This is a genomic window from Paractinoplanes tereljensis (genome assembly GCF_016862435.1).
In the GTDB taxonomy this organism is placed as follows: domain Bacteria; phylum Actinomycetota; class Actinomycetes; order Mycobacteriales; family Micromonosporaceae; genus Actinoplanes; species Actinoplanes tereljensis.
Genome location: NZ_BOMY01000022.1, coordinates 403212 through 421534 on the forward strand (window position 1 = coordinate 403212; position 18323 = coordinate 421534).

An 18323-nucleotide genomic window follows, 5' to 3' on the forward strand; every position below is an offset into this window, starting at 1 on the left:
CCCCCGTAACGGCATCGGCGGCGCGGTCTTCTCCGGGTCGTTCGCGACGTGGCCCCCCGGCAAGTCGCGAGCGACCCGGTCTGTTTCTACCGCCGGTCCTGGTGGTTGAGCTGCGCCCAGCGGCCGGCCATCTGGCGGCGGCGGCAGGCGACGAGGTGGCTGGCCAGTATCGCCGGCTGGCCGCCGCGCACGCACGCGTCGGCGCCGGCGGTGAGCACGCCCGCCACCTGCTCGGCCGGGGCGGCGTCGTCGACCAGCGCGATGATCTGCGTACGGCCGGGCAGCAGCCGCCGGGCCAGCGCGATGTCGCGCACCGCGGCCCCGGCGAACAGCACCAGCTCGTCGGACTCGACGTCGTCGATGTCACCGGCGAACCGCACCGACCAGCCGGCCGGCAGGTGCTGGGCGAGGCCGGCCACCCGGCTGGCCAGGCCGAGGACCGCCACCACCGGGCGCGGACCGGCGCCGGCCGGCAGGCTCGCGGGGTTGAGCGGGAGGTCTGTCGCGGTGGCGCTGAAGTCGCGGCTGACACCGGAGCGGTTGAGCTGCACAAGCATGGCGGACCCCCTGGTGGGCGGGTTAGTCGTTCTGTTCCCTTCACGATTCGCCGGAGAGCTGAGCCACCCATGTGGCGTGCCTGTGCGTTTCATGTACGACTTTGATCAAGCACTCTCCCTGCGCACGAGCTGGACCAGGTCGGCCGTGGGCACCGCGGGCGCCGGGCGACCGTTGATCGCGGCCACCACGGTCGCCGACAGGTAGGCGGCCACCGCGGCCTGGTCCGTGGTGACGGTGGTCAGCGAGGGTATGACCAGGCGGGCCGGCGGGATGTCGTCGACGCCGATCACCGCCAGGTCGGCCGGCGCGGTGAGACCGGCCAGCCGCACCCCGGCCAGGACCGCGAGCGCCACCTCGTCGTTGTAGGCGCACACCCCCGTGACACCGGCCGCGTGCCAACGGCGTACGGCCGCATGGGCCTGATCGCGATCGAGGGTGACCGTCTCGGTCGCCGGACCACCCACCTGGCTGTCCCGGCATTCGTCCTGGACGCCGGCGAGCCGCGGCTCGGCGAAGGTGCGCACCCGCTCGTCGTCGGGGTAGGCGTAACCGAGCCGGGTGTGCCCGGCGGTGATCAGGTGCGCGGCCTGCTGCCGCCCGATCAGCTGCTGAGGGACCGCGGGCTGGGCCTCCCGCCCGAAGATCGGCACCACCAGGGCCACCCCGGCCGACCGCATCGCGGCGATCTCCCCCACCGAGAAGTCGGTGTAGGCGATCACCGCGGCCGGGGTGATCGCCTTCCAGATCTCGCCGATCGGCCGGTCCTCCCGGTTGCCCGGGTGCACCACCAGGGTGAGCCCGTGCCGGGCCAGCGCGGTGGACAGATTGCCCAGCATCGAGCCCACCTCGGGCCCGATCGGCCAGTCCGGCAGCAGGCAGAGCACCACGTCGGAACGCCCGGTGCGCAGGGTGCGGGCGGCGGCGCTGGGCGAGTAGCCGAGCCGGGCCGCGGCGTCGAGCACCCGGGTGCGGGTGGACGGCGAGATGGTCTGCCGCGGGGTGTCGTTCATGACGTAGCTGACCGTGGCGCGCGAAACACCGGCCAGCCGTGCCACGTCGGCACTGGTGATCCGGCGGTGGGTCTGTTCGGACATGATGACAAGCCTACTTACACGTGTAACCATGGGTCCATGACCACCGACGACCTCGCCCCGCTCGTCAAGTCGCTGGATCTGCCCGCCAAGGTGCGGCTCCTCACCGGCGCGTCCACCTTCACCCTCGCCGCCGAGCCATCCATCGGGCTCAGCGCGATGAACTTCTCCGACGGCCCCACCGGTGTGCGGGGGCTCAAGTTCTCCGGCGGCCGGGTGGTGTCGCTGTTCCCCAACGCCACCCTGCTCGCCTCCGCCTGGGACGTCGACTCCGCCTACGAGGTCGGCCGGCTGCTCGCCGAGGAGGCCATGGCCCAGGAGATCCACGTCGTCCTCGGCCCGACCATCAACCTGCACCGCACCCCGCTGGGCGGGCGCCTCTTCGAGGCGTACTCGGAAGATCCTCTGCTGACCGGCCGCCTGGCCGCCGCCTACGTGCGCGGCCTGCAGGACGCCGGGGTTGCCGCCTGCCTGAAGCACCTGGTCGCCAACGAGTCGGAGACCGACCGCAACACGGTCGACAGCGTCGTCGACGAGAAGACGCTGCGCGAGCTCTACCTGCTGCCGTTCGAGATGGCGACGGATGCCTGGGCGATCATGGGCGCCTACAACGACGTCAACGGCGTCGCCGCCACCGAGCAGCACCACGTGATCAACGAGGTGATCAAGGACGACTGGGGCTACACCGGCCTGGTGATGTCCGACTGGTTCGCCACCAAGACCGCCGCTCCTGCCGCCAACGGCGGCCTCGACCTGGTCATGCCCGGCCCGAACGGCCCGTGGGGCGACGCGCTGGTCGCGGCGGTCCAGGCCGGCGAGGTGGACGAGGCGGTGATCGACGATCACGTCAGCCGGCTGCTGCTGCTGGCCAAACGGGTGGGCGCGCTGGGTGCCCCCCGCGTCTGGCCGTCGTCGCTTCCGCTCCCCGATTCAGCCGTACGGCGTGAGCAGCTCACCCGCCTCGCGGCGTCGGGCATCACCGTGCTGAAGAACGACGGTGACGTGCTTCCCCTGGACCGAGCCGGTTCGGTGGCGTTGATCGGCCGGCACGCGCTCGAGACGATCGACATGGGTGGCGGCTCCGCCCAGGTCAACCCGCCCTACCAGATCAGCGTGGCGACCGGCCTCGGCGATCTGGCCCGGCTCACCGTGGTGGACGGGGTCGAGGTGCGCACCCGGCCGGTGCCGGCCCGCGACGGTTTCCTGACCGACCCGGTGACCGGCGAGGCCGGCATCCGCATCGTGCTGTACGACGCCGCCGGCAACGAGCTGGAGCAGCGCTTCAGCGCCCAGGCCAAGACGATGATCGGGATGGACGACGACTTCTCCGGCACGGTGACGTCCGCGGTCCTGTCCGGCGTGGTGGCCGGCTCTTCTTCCACCGAGGTAGAACTCGGCGCGATGGGCGTCGGTGACTGGAAGATCTCCGCCGCTTCGTTCGATTTGTCCTACTCACTGCGGACCAGCGGTAGCGGCTTCGGCGAAGAGGTGCTCACTCCCCCGCTGCGGACCGACCGGTTCACCGTCCCGGCCGGCACGCTCTTCACCGCGACCGTGACGCTGACCTCAGACATGGGACTTTTCGGTCTTATCGCGCGGTCAGCCTCCCGCGAGACGGTCGACGTGATCGACGAGGCGGTCCGCGCGGCCGCCGGCGCCGACGTGGCCGTGGTGGTGGTCGGACTGACCGAGGAGCAGGAGACCGAGTCGGTCGACAAGTCCACCCTGCAGCTGCCCGGCGCCCAGGACGCCCTGGTCGAAGCGGTGGCCGGCGCGGCCCGCCACACCGTGGTGGTGGTCAACGCGGCCACCCCCGTGCTGATGCCGTGGCTGTCCCGGGTAGATGCGGTCATCTGGGCCGGCCTGCCCGGCCAGGAGGGCGGCCACGCCATCGCGGCGGCGCTGCTGGGCGACATCGAACCGGCCGGCCGCCTGGTAACCACGTTCCCCGCTGCCGACGAGGCGTCCCCCGCGTGGTCGGTGACCCCGGTCGACGGCAAGTTGGTCTACAGCGAGGGCACGTTCATCGGTTACCGGGGCCACTTCGCCGGCAAGGCCCCGGCGCCGGCGTTCTGGCTGGGCCACGGCCTGGGTTACGGCAAGTGGGAGTACACCGACGTACGCCTGGTAACCGGCGACGCCCCCGCGGTAACGGCCACGGTGACCAACGTCGGGTCCCACCCCAGCCGCGAGGTGGTCCAGGTCTACCTGCGCCCCACCGAACCGGACGAGCCCACCCGCCTGGTCGGCTGGACCGCCGTGACGGTGGCCCCCGGCGAGGCAGCCCGGGTGGTCGTCGAGACCGACCCGCGGCTGTGGCGCCGCTGGAACCCCACCACCAACACCTGGTCCCGCCTGGCCGACGGCGGCGAGTTCCTGGTGGCTCGAGGCCTGGGCGACATCCGAGCCGTCGTCTCCTGACCCTTTAGCCGTTGGCGCCCGCCCAAATGCAGCGAGCGCCAACGGCGGAACGAGCCGCCAGAGCCCAAGCCGACACCGCCGCCCCGGGCGAGGATCGCCCGGGGCGGGCGTTCAGCCAACGACTCCGGCCAGCCGGGAAATCCCCTACGGAACACGCGCCTCGTCGGGCCTCAGCCGACGGCACCGTCCCAGACAAAGTCCTCTCGGCCAGGCGCATCCGTCGCCGAGACCCCAGCCGACCTCTCCGGCCCAACCAAGGCCTCTCGGCGGGAGCCGTCATTGGCTGGGCTGTCAGCCATGGCTGGCGTCGGCCATGGCTCGGGCGCCGATGGCGGGGAGTCCGGCGAGGGCTGCGGCGGTGATGACCGCGCAGGCGAGGAAGACAGCGCTGTAGCCGAGGCTGCTCGCGGCAGCGATGCTGATGATCGGCCCCGAGACGATGGCGCCGACCCGCCGGGTGTTGATGTACAGGCCGGAGGCCAGCCCCGGCCGGGGGATCAACTCCTGGAAGAGGGTCAGGCCGATGCCGGCGATCGCGGCGAAGAACCAGGCGTTGAGGACCTGGAGCCCGATGAGAGTCACCGGACCCCCGGCATACGCCATGGCCACGTAGTAGGCGATCCCGGCGACACAACCGGAGGCCAGGAGCCGGGGGCCGGAGAAGCGATCGCTCAGTCGCCCGATGATCAGCAGCGCGGGAATCTCCAGGGCAGCGGCGACGCCAAGCGTGACACCGGCCCAGGTAACCGCGAGATGCATCCGCTCCGTGACGAACAACGTCATGATCGACACAGCGGCACTGTTGGTCGCCTGCAACGCGACAAAGACGACGAGGACGATCGCGATCCGCCCCCGCTTCCCGGAATCCCCCACACTCGCGCCGTCGACCGCCCCGCCACCTCCCGTCGCGCTCTTTCCTTCGGTCACCCCGGCGACGGGCGTGCCGGCGCGCAGCATTGCTGTTGTTGTGGCGGTGGTCAGGACGGCGACCCCGGCCAGCAGGGCGAGGACCGCTCGCGGCCCCGAACCGGCGATGACCAGGGTGGCCAGCGGCGGGCCGGCCACCCAGGCGAAGGAGACGATCGCCCGGGTTCGAACCACCTCCCGGGCAGCGGCGCCGCTGTTCTTGAGGTGGGCGAACAGCAATGAGTTGCCGACACCCGCCGGGCCGCCGACCACCGCGAGGGCACAGACCGCGACCGGCAGCGACGTGGTGACGGCGAGCAGACCAGCCAGGACGAGAGTGAGAATCCCGCAGGCGATCATCGGGCGGAGGTAGTCGCGCCGGCGGTCGGCATACGCGGGCAACACGAGCGAGGCGATGAAGCCGCTGCCGTTGTAGACGGCGAGGACCACCCCCACCTCGCCGGCCGAGGCGTCGAAGACCTCCACGAGCAGCACCGCAAGGGCCGGGTTGAGCAGGGCGAACTGCAATCCCCACAGCAGCGCGGCGGAGTTCATACCCCGCTGAGTGCAATACCGTTCCAAGATCCGCGGCCCCTGCCGGCGCCAAAGCGCGGAAGCACAAGCGCCGAAGCCCGCAAGCGCGGGACGAGCTTGCCCCTGCCGGGCAGCCGCGCAAGCCTCTCGAACCGCCCTCAAACCCGGTCCGGCGACCGTCAGGCGGCGCCGGGCGCGGGAAGGTCAGTCGGGCTCGGGGCAGTCGCAGCGGCGGGGTGGGTCCAAGGCGTCGGCGGCGCGACGTTCGGCGTGGACGCCGGTTGCGCCGGGGTGGTCGGTGTCGTGGATGGGCTGGTCTCGCTCCCAGGAGCGAGTCTCGGCCAGCACGCCGGCCACCGCCGAGGCCGGGGGTGTGGGGCGGCGGCGGAAGCAGCGCCGGAACAGGCGGCCTAGCAGGCCCACGTCGCCCCCCTTTCACCGGACCGCTTAACGATCATGAAAGTTAGCGGCGGCGGTGAACCTGGGCTCTCGGCCGAAGGGCTTTCTTGTTGATCATTCGTTTGTGCTGGTAGGACCGTCCGGTTAGGACTGAGCGCGACCGGCCACCAGGTTGCCCGCGTCGCGGGGCAGGCGGAAGGCGTCCACGGCCGGCACGATCAGCAGCGCGGCCAGGAACAGGAACGCGAACCGGTACGCACCGTCCACCGAGACGCCGGCGCCGAGCCGCACCAGCAGGGCGCCGACCGCCACGCCGAGCCCGCCACCCAGCTCCTGCACCGTCGACATGAGCGTGTTCGCGCTGGTCATCCGGGAACCGGGGACGTCGGCGAAGGCAACCGTGTTGTACGTGGTGAACCCGATCGACCGGAAAATACCGCTCAGCGCCAGCAACCCGAGCAACGCGACGATCGGCGTCGACGGCCGCAGGTACGCGATGCCGATCAGGCAGACCGCCGACGCCAGCACCGCGCCCAGCATCACGGTCCGGATCCCGAGGCGCCGCATCAGCGGGGTGGTGACCGGCTTGATGCCGACGTTTCCGGCGAACAGCGCGATAACCACCAGGCCGGCCTGCGCGGCGGTCCAGCCGAAGCCGATCTGGAAGAACAGCGGCAGCAGGAACGGGATGGCGGTGATGACGGCCCGGAACACCGAGCCGCCGAGCGCGGTGACCCGGTAGGTGCGTACCCGCAGGATGCTCAGGTCGACAAGCGGCTGACGCGCGCGAAGCAGATGCACGACGACGGCGGTGAGGGCGACCGCGGCCAGCGCCAGGGCACCGATCGCCAGGGGCCAGTCCGGATGGGACTCGGCCACGCCCTCCAGGCCGACCACGAGCGCGGCGATGCCGGCCGCGCCCAGCAGGAAGCCGCGCAGGTCGAGCGGGCCGGGGTTGTCGGCGCGCACGTCGGGTACCAGCCGGAAGGACAGCAGCAGGGCGACCACGCCGAGTGGCAGGTTGATCAGGAAGATCCAGCGCCAGGAGGCGTACTCGCTGAGGAAACCGCCCAGCGCGGGTGCCAGCAGCGGCGCGACAAGCGCCGGCCAGGTCAGGTAGGCGACGGCCCGGACCAGGTCGGTCTTCTCGGTCGTGCGGATCACCACCAGCCGCCCCACCGGCACCATCATCGCCCCGCCGACGCCCTGCAGCACCCGGGTGCCGACCAGCATCGGCAGGTTGACGGCGACCGCGCAGCCGGCCGAGGCCAGCGTGAAGACCGCGATGGCGACCGCGAACACCCGGCGGGCGCCGAATCGCTCGGTGAGCCATCCGCTGATCGGGATCAGTACGGCGATGGTCAGCACGTACGCCGTGATGGTGACGTTGACTGTGACCGGCGCGACGCCGAGGTCGGCGGCGATGTGCGGCGCGGCCGGCGCGATCACCGTGGCGTCCAGGAACTCCATGAAGTACGCGCCGGCCACCAGCAGCGCCAGCCAGCGCGCACTCCTCGTCATGCCTAGATCATGCCCGGTCAGGCATTCCAGGAGTCGATCGCCGGATTGCCGTGCTCGAACCCGAGCGTGGAGATCGTCGCGGTGCCGAGCTTCAGCAGGCCGCCGCCGCTGGCCGGCAGGCCGATCCAGCGCGCACCGGTCACCCGCAGCGAGTGCCCGTGGGCGATCAGCACCACGTCGCCGCGATCCTCGTCGAGGATCTTGCGGGCGTGCGCGAGGACCCGGTCGATCCGGGTGGCGATCTGCTCGGGTGACTCGCCGCCGGGGGCGCCGTCGGTCCACAGCGACCAGGTCGGGTTGGTCTCGCGGATGGTGGCGGTGGTGATTCCCTCGTACTCCCCGTAGTTCCATTCGGCCAGGTCGTCGGTGGTTTCGGTGACCGTCAGCCCGGCCAGCTCAGCGGTCCGCAAGGCCCGCTTGCGCGGGCTGGAGACAACGGCCGCGAAGGTACGCCCATGGAGGCGTTCCCCGGCCGCGCGGGCCTGCCGTTCGCCCTCGCCGGTGAGTTCCAGATCGGTGTACGACGTGTGCCTGCCCGCCGCGCTCCATTCGGTCTGCCCGTGCCGGATCAGCACAATCTCCGCCATGCGTTCTTTCTACCGTGTCCCGCGCTCCCCCGCCGCCGGTAGCCGTTCACAGCGCCGCATGAGCCGCTCGGCGACGGGCCATTGCGTACCGCCTATATATCTGCTTTTGTCGATCTAACCCGGTGGGGCCGCCGCCCGTCGGGAGGCTTCCGTCAGGGGGTCACCGTGGTGATCAAGGTTTCCACTGCTAGGTCCTTCGAGCCCGAGGTAATACGAGCGTTCCGCTTCCTGGTGACGGAACACGCCCTGATCGGCCCGTCGAGCCCCGGCCCCACCCAGGTCTGCTATGTGGGTCCGGAAGTCGCCTACACGATCACGTACGACCCGGCCGGCCACACGGTGACGACGAACGTCGCCCGGGACGTGGGCCCGGTCCGGCTGACCGCCGAGCTTCCGGCCCTGGTCGTGAGCGCGGCGCTAGGTCATCCGGCGACGGTGCCGTGCACCGCGCGCACGCCGCTGGAGATGCGCGCCGCGATTTTGACCCAGGCCCATTACGTACGCCGTCTGCAGCCCTATCTCACGCCGCTGAACGTGCTGCCCCTGATGCGGGCCGCGCACGCCCGCTCCGGGTAAAAGGCGTGGGGCCGCCGCGCCGCGACGGCCCCACCACTTCTCAGGACGCGTACGTCTCGAACTCGGAGATCCGCGGGGTGCCGGACGAGCTCACGATCTCGAAAGTGATCTTCTTGAGCGAGGTGCTGGTGAAGCTGATGGTGCCGGGGGTGCCGCTGCCGGTCTTCAGGACCGCGCCGGTGTCGGCGTTCTTGACCTGCCAGGAGGCGATGCTGGAGCCGGACGCCTCGCGGATGATGATCCGGGAGACCGACTTGGCGGCGCTCCACTTGACCGAGACGTAACCGGTCGCGCTGCTCGGCGACCAGTAGGTCGAGGTGCTGGCGTCGATCACGTTGCCGTAGCTGGTGCCACTGGCCTTGCTGGAGCCGTCGGCGCCGGCCCCGATGCTGAGGTTGGTCCCGCTGGGCGCGGTGGTGGGGCTGGTGGTCGGGGCGGTCGTCGGGGCGGTCGTCGGGGACGTGGTCGGCGTCGAGGTGGTCGGGGACGTCGTCGGGTTCTGCGAGGAGCAGCTGCCGTTGGAGGTCTTGATGCCGGTGTTCGCGCCGGCCGTGGCGGCCACCAGGGCCGGCACGCAGGCGGCGGTGTCCAGGCTGTACGAGTAGGGGATGCTCACGGTGGTGTTGGACGGCATGCTCGGGCCGGCCGGGTTGGTCTCGGAGTCGGCCGCCGACCAGGTCACGTTGTCCAGGATGTTGCCGCTGGCCTGCCAGTACCCGGCCGCGTCGGTGTAGAAGGTGCCGAGCACGTTCATCGAGTTCTTGAAGTAGTTGTTCTCCACCTTGGCCCGCGCACCGGCCCGGGAGTTGATACCGGACTCGTTGAGGCTCACGTACGAGTTGTTGTAGATGTGCGCGATGCCGCCGCGCAGCAACGGCGTACGGGAGTCGATGTTGGTGTAGAGGTTGTGGTGGAAGGTCACGTAACCGTTGGTGGTGTCGGTCTCGCTGGAGCCGATCAGACCGCCGCGGCCGGAGTTGCTGAGCTTGCTGTAGGACAGCGTCACGTACTGGGTGTTGTCCTTCATGTCGAACAGGCCGTCGTAACCGGCGTCCTCGCCGCCCGATGCCTCCAGGTTGACGTGGTCGACCCAGATGTTGCGGACGGTGCTCTCCATGCCGATCGCGTCGCCGCCGTTGGAGGTGGGCGAGCCGGACTTCTTGACGTTCCGGACGGTCACGTTCTGGATGATGATGTTGCTGGAGTCCCGGATGTGGATGCCCAGCTGGTCGAAGATCGCCCCACCACCGACCCCGATGATCGTGACGTTGCTGATCTCCTTCAGCTCGATCTTGTCGGCCGCGGTGTTACAGCTGTCGCCGGACACCTTGGTGGTGTTGCCGTGGTTGATGGTGCCCTCGACCTCGATGGTGATCGGGGTGCTGCTGCTGGCCCGGTTGCACAGCGCGGTGTGGATCGCGGTTCCGGTGGTGGCCCGCACGGTGGTCCCGCCGTTGCCCCCGGTGGTCCCGCCGTTCTGACTGGCATACCCGGTGGCACTGCCGACGGCGGCCGCGGAAGCCTCCAGCATCGGCGCGGCCAGCGCGACCGCTCCGGCGATGGCAGCCGTGCCACCTGCGATCAACAGGCGCACAGCGACTGATCGCTTCATGTCTTCCTACTCTCGTGGTTCGGAGACCGCGCCCGGCCGCGCGTGCGCTCGGGGAAAGCGCTTTCCTCAGCGAGGATAGGAAGGTGTCTATAGAGCAGGCAAGCGCTTGCCCGTATTACGGGGATATGAACCAGCGATTTCGCGGCACTACCGCGGCCCACCGCCTCGCGCGAGAGGGGCGCTGCGGCCCGGTGTTGCAACCAGGCCGCCCGGCGCTCGACGGGACTTACCGTGACGCGTACTTGGGAAGGTTTTGTCTTACTTCTTTCGGGTTGCGGCGATGATGATGCCGACTATTACCGCGATGACGATGACCACGAGTGCACAGCACAGCATCAGGTGCCACGGCTTGATCGCTCCCATGAGCAGGCACCCTATCGATCTTCGTCAAATCTGTGACGCGCGCCGCAGCGCAGGTTCTTTGAATTTGAAATAGTTGCGGAAGCAACGACGTTGTGGCGGGCAAGGGAAAGCACCACCGAGGGAGCGGGTCATGCAGTTCGGGATCTTCAGCGTCAGCGACATCACCACCGACCCGACCACCGGGCAGACCCCGACCGAGGCCGAGCGGATCAAGAACATCGTCACCATCGCGAAGCACGCGGAGGAGGTGGGGCTTGATGTGTTCGCGCTCGGTGAGCACCACAACGAGCCGTTCTTCTCGTCCTCACCGACGACCACACTCGCCTACATCGCGGCGCAGACCTCCACGCTGCAGCTCAGCACCGCGACCACGCTGATCACCACGAACGACCCGGTGAAGATCGCCGAGGACTTCGCGATGCTCCAGCATCTCGCGGACGGCCGCGTTGACCTGACGCTGGGGCGGGGTAACACCGGGCCCGTCTACCCGTGGTTCGGAAAGGATATCCGGGCCGGCATCCCGCTCGCCATCGAAAATTACGCGCTGCTGCACAAGCTGTGGCGCGAGCACACCGTCGACTGGCAGGGCAAGTTCCGCACCCCGCTGCAGTCCTTCACGAGCACGCCGCGACCGCTCGACGAGATCCCGCCGTTCGTCTGGCACGGCTCGATCCGCTCGCCGGAGATCGCCGAGCAGGCCGCCTTCTACGGTGACGGCTTCTTCGCCAACCACATCTTCTGGCCGGCCTCGCACACCCAGCGCATGATCGCGCTGTACCGGGAGCGCTTCGCGCACTACGGCCACGGCCAGCCGGACCAGGCCATCGTCGGCCTCGGCGGCCAGGTGTTCATGCGCAAGAACTCGCAGGACGCGGTGAACGAGTTCCGCCCGTACTTCGACAACGCCCCGGTCTACGGCCACGGCCCGGCGCTCGAGGACTTCACCCGGGAGACCCCGCTGACCGTCGGCTCGCCGCAGCAGGTCATCGACCGCACGCTGGGCTTCCGCGAGTACGTCGGCGACTACCAGCGTCAGCTGTTCCTGATGGACCACGCCGGCCTGCCGGTGAAGACCGTGCTCGAGCAGCTGGACCTGCTCGGCAGTGAGGTGGTTCCGGTGCTGCGCAAGGAGTTCGCGGCCCTGAAGCCGGCCCACGTGCCGGACGCCCCGACCCACGCCGCCCTGCTGGCGGCAAAGACGGCCGCTTCCGAGAAGGACGAGGTCAACGCATGAACCAGCGCACTCTGGCGGTCGTCTCCGCCGGCCTGAGCCAGCCGTCCTCGACCCGGCTTCTGGCCGACCAGCTCGCCACGGCCGCCGTCGCGGCCGCCGCAACGAGCGGCATCCAGCTCACCGTCACGGTCATCGAGCTGCGCGACCTCGCCCACGACATCGCCAACCACCTGCTCACCGGCTTCCCGCCGGCCGCGCTCAAGGAGGCTCTCGACACTGTCGAGGCCGCCGACGGCCTGATCGCGGTCACCCCGATCTTCACCGCCAGCTACAGCGGCCTGTTCAAGTCCTTCTTCGACGTACTCGACAAGGACGCCCTGGCCGACAAGCCGACGCTGATCGCCGCGACCGCCGGAACCGCCCGGCACAGCCTGTCACTCGAGCACGCCCTCCGCCCGCTCTTCGCCTACCTGCGGGCGGCGGTGGTCCCCACGTCGGTCTTTGCAGCCAGCGACGATTGGGGCGCCGACTCGGCCGACGGCATGCTGCGCACGCGCGTCGACCGGGCCTCCGCCGAACTCGCCCGCGAGATCGAACGACGCGACCCGGTGTCGGTCACCGACCCCTTCGCGCTCACGGTTTCCTTCGAGGACCTACTGAAAAACCCATAAAAATACGGGCATCGAAGAGTCCCGTGGCACTCCTGGCCCGGCCCCGTGCAACACCGGGCCGGGCCGCCACTCTCGCGTGAGTGGTGGCTCGCCGTTACCTTGAATGCGCTTTGGTAAGCGCATGATCGGTCGTCCTGCCTTGCGGTGGGACGGTCCCGGTCTGACCGACTGGTGTCGTGCCGGGTTCACGCTTCAACGCCACCTGCCCGCATGCGCGGGTCTTCCGGTCGGCTCCACGTGCTGCCACCGGGCCACTCCCGGCGGTGTCGAACTCAGCCGCCAGCGCGGCCAGGTTCAAGGCGGCGTTGCGGTCCCGGTCGATGAGCAGACCGCACATCTGACACTGGTATTCGCGTTCGGACAGGGCCAGTTTGGTTCTCACCGCGCCACATGCCGAGCAAGTTTTCGAGGACGGGTACCAACGGTCGGCCACCAGCAGCCGGCCACCGTTCCACACAGTTTTGTACGCGAGTTGCCGGCGGATCTCGCCGAAGCCGGCATCGGCGACGTGTCTCGCGAGCCGGCGGTTGGCGAGCATGCCGGTGACGTTAAGGTCCTCGACCACGATCGTGCCGTGCTCAGCCGTCAGTCGGGTAGTGAGCTTGTGCAGGCCGTCGCGGCGCAGGTTCGCCACCTGAGCATGCGCACGAGCGAGCCGGGCCCTGGCCCGTTCCCACCGTTTCGACGGCCGCCGTCCAGTTCGGTTATCCGGGCCGGTCTTCCGCGACATCGCACGGCTCAAAGTGCGCATTCTGCTCCGCGCGGCGGCGAGGTGGCTGGGATTCGGCACGAGTAGGCCGGTGGACAGCACCGCGAGATGCTTGATCCCGACGTCCACGCCCACCACGGAATCGGGCTGGGCAGGCATCCGCTCGACGCGCTCGACTTCGGTGGTGAACGACACGTGCCAACGGCCGCCGTCACGGCGCACGGTCGCGGACATGATCCGGACACCCCACTCCACCATGGCGCGACTTGGGGCTTCGCGAGGTTCCAGGCTTTGCGCAGCCCAGGCAGCGACCAGGAGACCAATGCGGTGAGTTGTTCGGCAGGGATGCCGTACGTTCGCTCGGCAGCCCGCTGGTCCATCACCGCCTTGACCTTGGCCAGCGCCCAGTTGTGCGAGAACCGGGCCGCACCCGCGTGGGCGTAAACGTCACGCTCCTGCGACGGGGTGAGATCCAGAGCGAACCGGTACGCCTGGACGCTCTTCACAACGGACCGTCTCCGTTGAGTGCCGGGCCGACATCCGCTGCCCATTCCTTCGAACTCACGCCGCCACTATGGACTACCGAAACGCCATCAGGCACTGCCCCTTTTGGTTGATCGTGCACGAACGTTGCGCACTCGACGTGACTGCGTTGTGATGGAGCGCAATGTCGTCGCCGGGGGGTCACCGTGCGTGTCGGACTCAAGCTACTCATCGCGGCCGCCGTGGGCGGTCTCAGCTACCTGTTCACCGGTCTCGGTGACCAGCGCTCGATCTGGCGCCTGGCCGTCGCCGTCGCGGTCGGCGCGTTCACCCTGGTCGCCCAGCTGCTGATCGAGGCCGCCGAGGCGTCCCGTCACCTGGAGCTGGCCCGCCAGGCCACGATGTCCCGGCGGGACGTGACCCGGCTGGTCGCGGCGGGCGGCGTCCCCGATGCCCCCGGCCGGCAGCTGCTCGACGGCGTGCGCGCCGAACGCGGCGACTCGGACTGGCTGCTCGGCCTGACCGAGACCGCCGCGACCGGCATCGACGCGGTCACCATCGCCTCGTACGGCGAGGGCGAGTTCTGGTCGAGCGACCTGGGCCGGCAATACCTGGAACGCCAGCGCGACGCGATCGCCCGAGGCGTGCGCATCCGCCGCCTGTTCCTGCTGACCGACCGCACCCCCGACCCCCGTCGGCTGGACGCGCTGCTGGAACCGCACCGCGCGATCGGCGTCCAGACCCGGGTCGTCCCCGGTTTCCGGCAGACCGTCCTCGACGACTTCACGGTCTTCGACCAGAAGGTCAGCTACGAGTTCCGCACCGCCCGGGTCACCGACGACGGCATCATCCCGATGGTCGCGAGCGTGGCCCTGGTGGCCGACCCCCGCTTGGTGAAGCGCCGTCAGGAACGCTTCGAGCAGCTGTGGTCGGGCGCCGTCCACCCCTGACGGCCCAGCCGGCTCCTCAGCGCAGGGCCATCCGCACGCCCGGCGAGAGCAGCGTCTCGTGCAGTTCGATCTCGGTGAGCTTGGTGCCGGCCGGCACGTCGAACACCAGCCGCCCGGCGACCGTCTCACTCGGAACGATCGCCTCGGTCCAGCTGAACGGATTGGCCTGCCGCTCGGCGCTGGTGTCGCTCGTGTACTCGGTGCCGGTGCCGTCGAAAACCTTCTGAGCACTGCCGTCAAAGGTCCGCGGCGTGTCGGTCCGGTTGGTCACCTTGATACCGACCAGACAGTAGATCCCCTGCGCGGTGCTCGCCGCGGTCCCGGTGCCGACCGTCTTGGTGCCACACTTCAATTCGGTCACGACGAACGCGAACACCCCGTCCCGCCCGGCCGACCCGAGCACGACCGGCGCGGCCGCGTCGCCGTCGCTCCCGCCGCGCCCGATGGCGAACCAGGCGACCGCTCCCCCGCCCAGCACGACCAGCACCGCGGTCGCGGCGATGATCCCGCCTCGTCGCCGCCGGTGACGCGCGTGCGCGGGACTCACGGACGGTGACGACGACATCGTCGGGTGGTAGGCCATGTGAGCACATAACGACCATTGATGATCTCGCGCATGGTCCGAGTGGCCGACGTTGATCGGATGATCGGCCACATCAGATCACCGTCGTCATAACTTCGACTCGAAAGCGACATCTTGCCGCGCGAACCACGGGCACCGCTCGATAGCAGGATGGTGTCACCCTCGGACAGAGAGTTACTCTCGGCGAACGTTGCCCCGGTCTGCTCCGATGGAAGCACCGAGGGTCCCGGGCCGCACCGTAAGGTTGCTGCGGCAAATATCCCCGGCGCAAGCAGGTCGTCGGCCGGAAAAGTTACGGGTGAAAAACTTCAAGATTCCAATCCGACGACACTCGCTAGGCGTATCGCTAAGTACAAAGGGGATGCCCTAATGTGCATCCGTCACGCCGCGAGCATTCGGATTGGTGCGCCATGTCTCGGCTGAGGGTTACCCTGAGTGAACCAGCCGATTTCGCGCGCCTCCCGCACCTCGGCCAGTGACCGATAGAGTCCCCGAGAGGCGGAGGATACCTGTGCTCGACGAAGACCCACGCGCGGCGGCGCTGGCTGACCACCTCGTCGCCGATCCGATCGGTAACGAGGACGTCGACTGGGACGACTTCGACTCACGGGCTTACTTCGAGCACAACTACGGCGCTCTGCGCTGGGACGACACCGCGATCATCAAGATCATTGCCGACTTCTTCAAAGCCAGCCTGCCGGAGAAGTTCATCGGGCACGCGATCGACGTCGGCGCCGGCACCAATCTTTACCCCGCGCTGACCATGTTGCCGTACGCCAGTCGGGTGACCCTCTACGAACGGGCGTACTCCAACCGGGTCTGGTTGGAGCGAACCCTACCGAAGCCGCAGGAGTCCTGGGGCCGGTTCTGGAAAGAGATCTCAACGACCCGCGAGACCTACGACCGGATCAGCAGCCCGTTCGACGTGCTCGCCGACCGGGCCGAGGTGGTCAAGGGCAACGTCTTCGACCTCAAGCCGAACCAGTACCACCTGGGCACGATGTTCTTCGTGGCCGAGTCGATCACCACCCGGGACGACGAGTTCCGCCGCGCGACCCGGCTTTTCGTCGAGTCCCTGGTGCCCGGCGCACCCTTCGCCGCCGCGTTCATGCGTAACTCTTCCGGCTACTTCGTCGCCGGCACGCGGTTCCCGGCGTGCTCGGTGAGCGAGGAAGACCTTCGCGAGGCCCTTGCCCCGGTTGCGCGCAGGGTGGAAATTGAAACTGTGGAGAGCGACGACCTCCGGGACGGCTACTGCGGGATGATGGTGGCAACCGGCCGGAAGAGGTAATCGCCTTCTCCGCCTGACCTGACAACGCAGACCCACGGACGGGTAGCCGATGCAGATCAAGCCACGCCAACAGCTGCTGGACATCTGGCGGGCCACGGCCCGAGTCTCCTATCGCGACGGGTGGGTGCCGGGCGGCCTCGGCGGCAGCAACTCGATCAGCGACGCCGAGCAACTTCTCTGCATCATGGCGCCGGCCACCGAGATCCCGCTGTTCCGCCTCGACCAGCCCGACACGGTCACCGACGACGTGCTCGAGGCGCTCCGGCCGCTCGGCGACAACCTGCAGATCCCGCAGCGGCTGCTCCGCGCGCTCTACGACTACCTGCACCGCTACACCGCGGCCGACAAAATCACCCCGATCTTCTCCGGCGGCACATATTTCAGCCCGGAGCAGGGCGGCGACAAGGTCGAGCAGGAACAGCTCGACATGGACGTGGTCGACTCGTTCTCCATCTCGGTGACGCTGACCCTGGCGATCATCGGCTTCACCAAGGTGTTCCGCCAGGTGGTCACCCGGGCGGCACTGCTGCGACAGGTCGAAGAGGTCGAGCAGATGGCCAACCGGCGGCTGACCGCCGCGATGGCCGGTCTGCTGCGCAGCTTCACGGTCAACGTGTTCACCGCCGACAGCCCGTTCGGCCAGGAACTGGTGCGCACGGTGAACCAGGAGCGCCGGGCCACCCACGTGGTCGTCGACGAGCTGCGCCTGGCTCTGCGGGAGATCAACGCCCGACTGCGGGACGACGTCACGATCGGTTCCGGTGCGTCCGAGGGCAGCGAGCTGGACAACCCGAACCGGTTGTTCGAGTGCGGCTGGTCGTGGGGCGTGGTGCGCGACGCTCCTAAGATCGAGACCTCGGCCGAGGTGGGTGAGCAGCGCGACGGCGTGGCGCAGAACGCGCCCTATCTCTACTTCACCACCGTCGCTCTCGACGCCATCCAGGCACTGTCGTCCGAGCGCACCCGGCTGCTCGGCCTGCTCGACCCGGAGCAGGCCCGTCTCGCACAGTCGCTGCAGCTGCGTTTCGAGCTCACCCGCTCCTACTGGACGACCATCGCCACCTTCGGTTCCGGCCGCTGGCCGCTGGAAGACCTGCCCTGGCGGGCCACCGACGGCATCGAGTTCGACTACTTCAGCCTGCTGATCAGCGGCATGGTCATGCAGAGCATGCTGGCCGTCCGCGCCACCAACGCCAACCTGCGCCGGGTTGCCGACGTGCTGGAGGAGCTGGCCAACCGCAGCCGGATCACCCGCCGCTCGACCGAGCCGGAGACGGCCGTCGGCGTGCACTTCCCCGGCCTGCACTTCCCGCTGGAGGGCAGCGACGCGCTGGGCGGGCCGGGCCTGCAGTGGACGGTCGCCGACATCTCCCCCACGCTGTTCAAGCGCACGCTCAACCTGGCCAGCATGACCACCGACGGGCCGACCCGCAGCCGCATGCTCGAGCTGTCCGACTCGATCTGGCAGCACCTGAGCATCCGGGTGATCCGGCACGGCGACGACCACGGCCTGTGGGACTGGGCCGCGGGCGCCTACGCCTACCTGCCGAACGGCGGCAGCCAGGTTTCCTGGTACTACACCAAGCGGGTGGTCGACTGCCTGGTCAACGCGGCCAACGTGATCAACGAACCGCCGCTGCGCAGCGAGTTGCTGCTGCAGATCGCGGCCGACCTGCTCAACGAGGCCGACCATCTGTACGACCGTGAGCTGCTCAGCGGCATCGCCATCCGGGGCGAGGCGCTGCGGGTCGACCTGGAGCGGGTCGGCGCCGAGCTGAAACGAGCCCGGGCGGTCTATCGGGAACGCCCGGGTGTGGCGGTAGCGGTGGCCGAGGAAGTTCTGCGCAAACTGGACCGGCTGGCCGCCGCTCGTCGCGCCGACATCGGGTGAGCC

Annotated in this window: 16 protein-coding genes and 1 pseudogene; 7 read left to right on the forward strand and 10 right to left on the reverse strand. The window is 69.2% G+C overall.

What is annotated here, in order from left to right; all coding sequences use genetic code 11:
• Positions 1-86: 86 nt before the first annotated feature.
• Together Ate02nite_RS17000 and Ate02nite_RS17005 are read right to left on the reverse strand one after the other, a co-directional pair.
• Entirely contained in the window at positions 87-557 is a 471-nt protein-coding gene (locus Ate02nite_RS17000) for a hypothetical protein (RefSeq protein WP_203806476.1), read from the reverse strand.
• 105 nt (positions 558-662) lie between these two features.
• Complete coding sequence (locus Ate02nite_RS17005) at positions 663-1652, reverse strand: LacI family DNA-binding transcriptional regulator (protein ID WP_203806478.1); 990 nt, start codon at positions 1650-1652, stop codon at positions 663-665.
• Positions 1653-1688: 36 nt separating this feature from the next.
• Here Ate02nite_RS17005 and Ate02nite_RS17010 point away from each other — a divergent pair, with 36 nt between their 5' ends.
• Positions 1689-4070, forward strand: a complete 2382-nt coding sequence (locus Ate02nite_RS17010) for a beta-glucosidase family protein (RefSeq protein ID WP_203806480.1) — start codon at positions 1689-1691, stop codon at positions 4068-4070.
• A 291-nt stretch (positions 4071-4361) separates the two neighbouring features.
• On the opposite strand, the gene Ate02nite_RS17015 is transcribed toward Ate02nite_RS17010, so the two are convergent.
• The 4 genes from Ate02nite_RS17015 to Ate02nite_RS17030 form a co-directional block, all read right to left on the reverse strand.
• On the reverse strand, positions 4362-5531 hold the full coding sequence (locus Ate02nite_RS17015) for an MFS transporter (protein ID WP_203806482.1): 1170 nt from the start codon (positions 5529-5531) through the stop codon (positions 4362-4364).
• A 183-nt stretch (positions 5532-5714) separates the two neighbouring features.
• Positions 5715-5933 carry a hypothetical protein gene (locus Ate02nite_RS17020; protein ID WP_203806484.1) on the reverse strand — a complete coding sequence of 73 codons (219 nt, stop codon included), beginning with the start codon at positions 5931-5933 and terminating at the stop codon, positions 5715-5717.
• A gap of 120 nt (positions 5934-6053) precedes the next feature.
• Entirely contained in the window at positions 6054-7430 is a 1377-nt protein-coding gene (locus Ate02nite_RS17025) for a DHA2 family efflux MFS transporter permease subunit (protein WP_203806486.1), read from the reverse strand.
• A gap of 17 nt (positions 7431-7447) precedes the next feature.
• Positions 7448-8017, reverse strand: a complete 570-nt coding sequence (locus Ate02nite_RS17030) for a histidine phosphatase family protein (protein WP_203806488.1) — start codon at positions 8015-8017, stop codon at positions 7448-7450.
• 165 nt (positions 8018-8182) lie between these two features.
• On the opposite strand from Ate02nite_RS17030, the gene Ate02nite_RS17035 reads away from it, so the two are divergent.
• On the forward strand, positions 8183-8593 hold the full coding sequence (locus Ate02nite_RS17035; protein ID WP_203806490.1) for a hypothetical protein: 411 nt from the start codon (positions 8183-8185) through the stop codon (positions 8591-8593).
• Positions 8594-8633: 40 nt separating this feature from the next.
• On the opposite strand, the gene Ate02nite_RS17040 is transcribed toward Ate02nite_RS17035, so the two are convergent.
• A complete protein-coding gene (locus tag Ate02nite_RS17040) occupies positions 8634-10205 on the reverse strand; it encodes a pectate lyase family protein (protein ID WP_203806492.1) in 1572 nt (523 codons plus the stop codon).
• Between the two features lie 493 nt (positions 10206-10698).
• Between Ate02nite_RS17040 and Ate02nite_RS17045 the strand changes: the two genes are divergently transcribed.
• Together Ate02nite_RS17045 and Ate02nite_RS17050 are read left to right on the forward strand one after the other, a co-directional pair.
• Positions 10699-11802, forward strand: coding sequence for an LLM class flavin-dependent oxidoreductase (locus Ate02nite_RS17045; RefSeq protein WP_203806494.1), 1104 nt, complete (start codon positions 10699-10701; stop codon positions 11800-11802).
• Entirely contained in the window at positions 11799-12413 is a 615-nt protein-coding gene (locus tag Ate02nite_RS17050; protein ID WP_203806496.1) for an FMN reductase, read from the forward strand. The genes Ate02nite_RS17045 and Ate02nite_RS17050 overlap by 4 nt, the downstream gene beginning before the upstream one ends.
• Before the next feature lie 94 nt (positions 12414-12507).
• Here Ate02nite_RS17050 and Ate02nite_RS17055 read toward each other — a convergent pair whose 3' ends face one another.
• A complete protein-coding gene (locus Ate02nite_RS17055) occupies positions 12508-13356 on the reverse strand; it encodes an RNA-guided endonuclease TnpB family protein (protein ID WP_239147469.1) in 849 nt (282 codons plus the stop codon).
• A 203-nt stretch (positions 13357-13559) separates the two neighbouring features.
• Positions 13560-13673: pseudogene (locus Ate02nite_RS49830) on the reverse strand (hypothetical protein); the annotation flags it as partial.
• A gap of 138 nt (positions 13674-13811) precedes the next feature.
• Between Ate02nite_RS49830 and Ate02nite_RS17060 the strand changes: the two are divergent.
• Positions 13812-14555: a DUF6879 family protein gene (locus Ate02nite_RS17060; RefSeq protein ID WP_203806500.1), complete on the forward strand. Its 744-nt coding sequence runs from the start codon at positions 13812-13814 to the stop codon at positions 14553-14555.
• 16 nt (positions 14556-14571) lie between these two features.
• On the opposite strand, the gene Ate02nite_RS17065 is transcribed toward Ate02nite_RS17060, so the two are convergent.
• Positions 14572-15138: a DUF4352 domain-containing protein gene (locus Ate02nite_RS17065; protein WP_203806502.1), complete on the reverse strand. Its 567-nt coding sequence runs from the start codon at positions 15136-15138 to the stop codon at positions 14572-14574.
• 511 nt (positions 15139-15649) lie between these two features.
• Here Ate02nite_RS17065 and Ate02nite_RS17070 point away from each other — a divergent pair.
• Positions 15650-16429: an SCO2525 family SAM-dependent methyltransferase gene (locus Ate02nite_RS17070; protein WP_203806504.1), complete on the forward strand. Its 780-nt coding sequence runs from the start codon at positions 15650-15652 to the stop codon at positions 16427-16429.
• Positions 16430-16478: 49 nt separating this feature from the next.
• Positions 16479-18320, forward strand: coding sequence for an SCO2524 family protein (locus Ate02nite_RS17075; protein ID WP_203806506.1), 1842 nt, complete (start codon positions 16479-16481; stop codon positions 18318-18320).
• Positions 18321-18323: the final 3 nt, after the last annotated feature.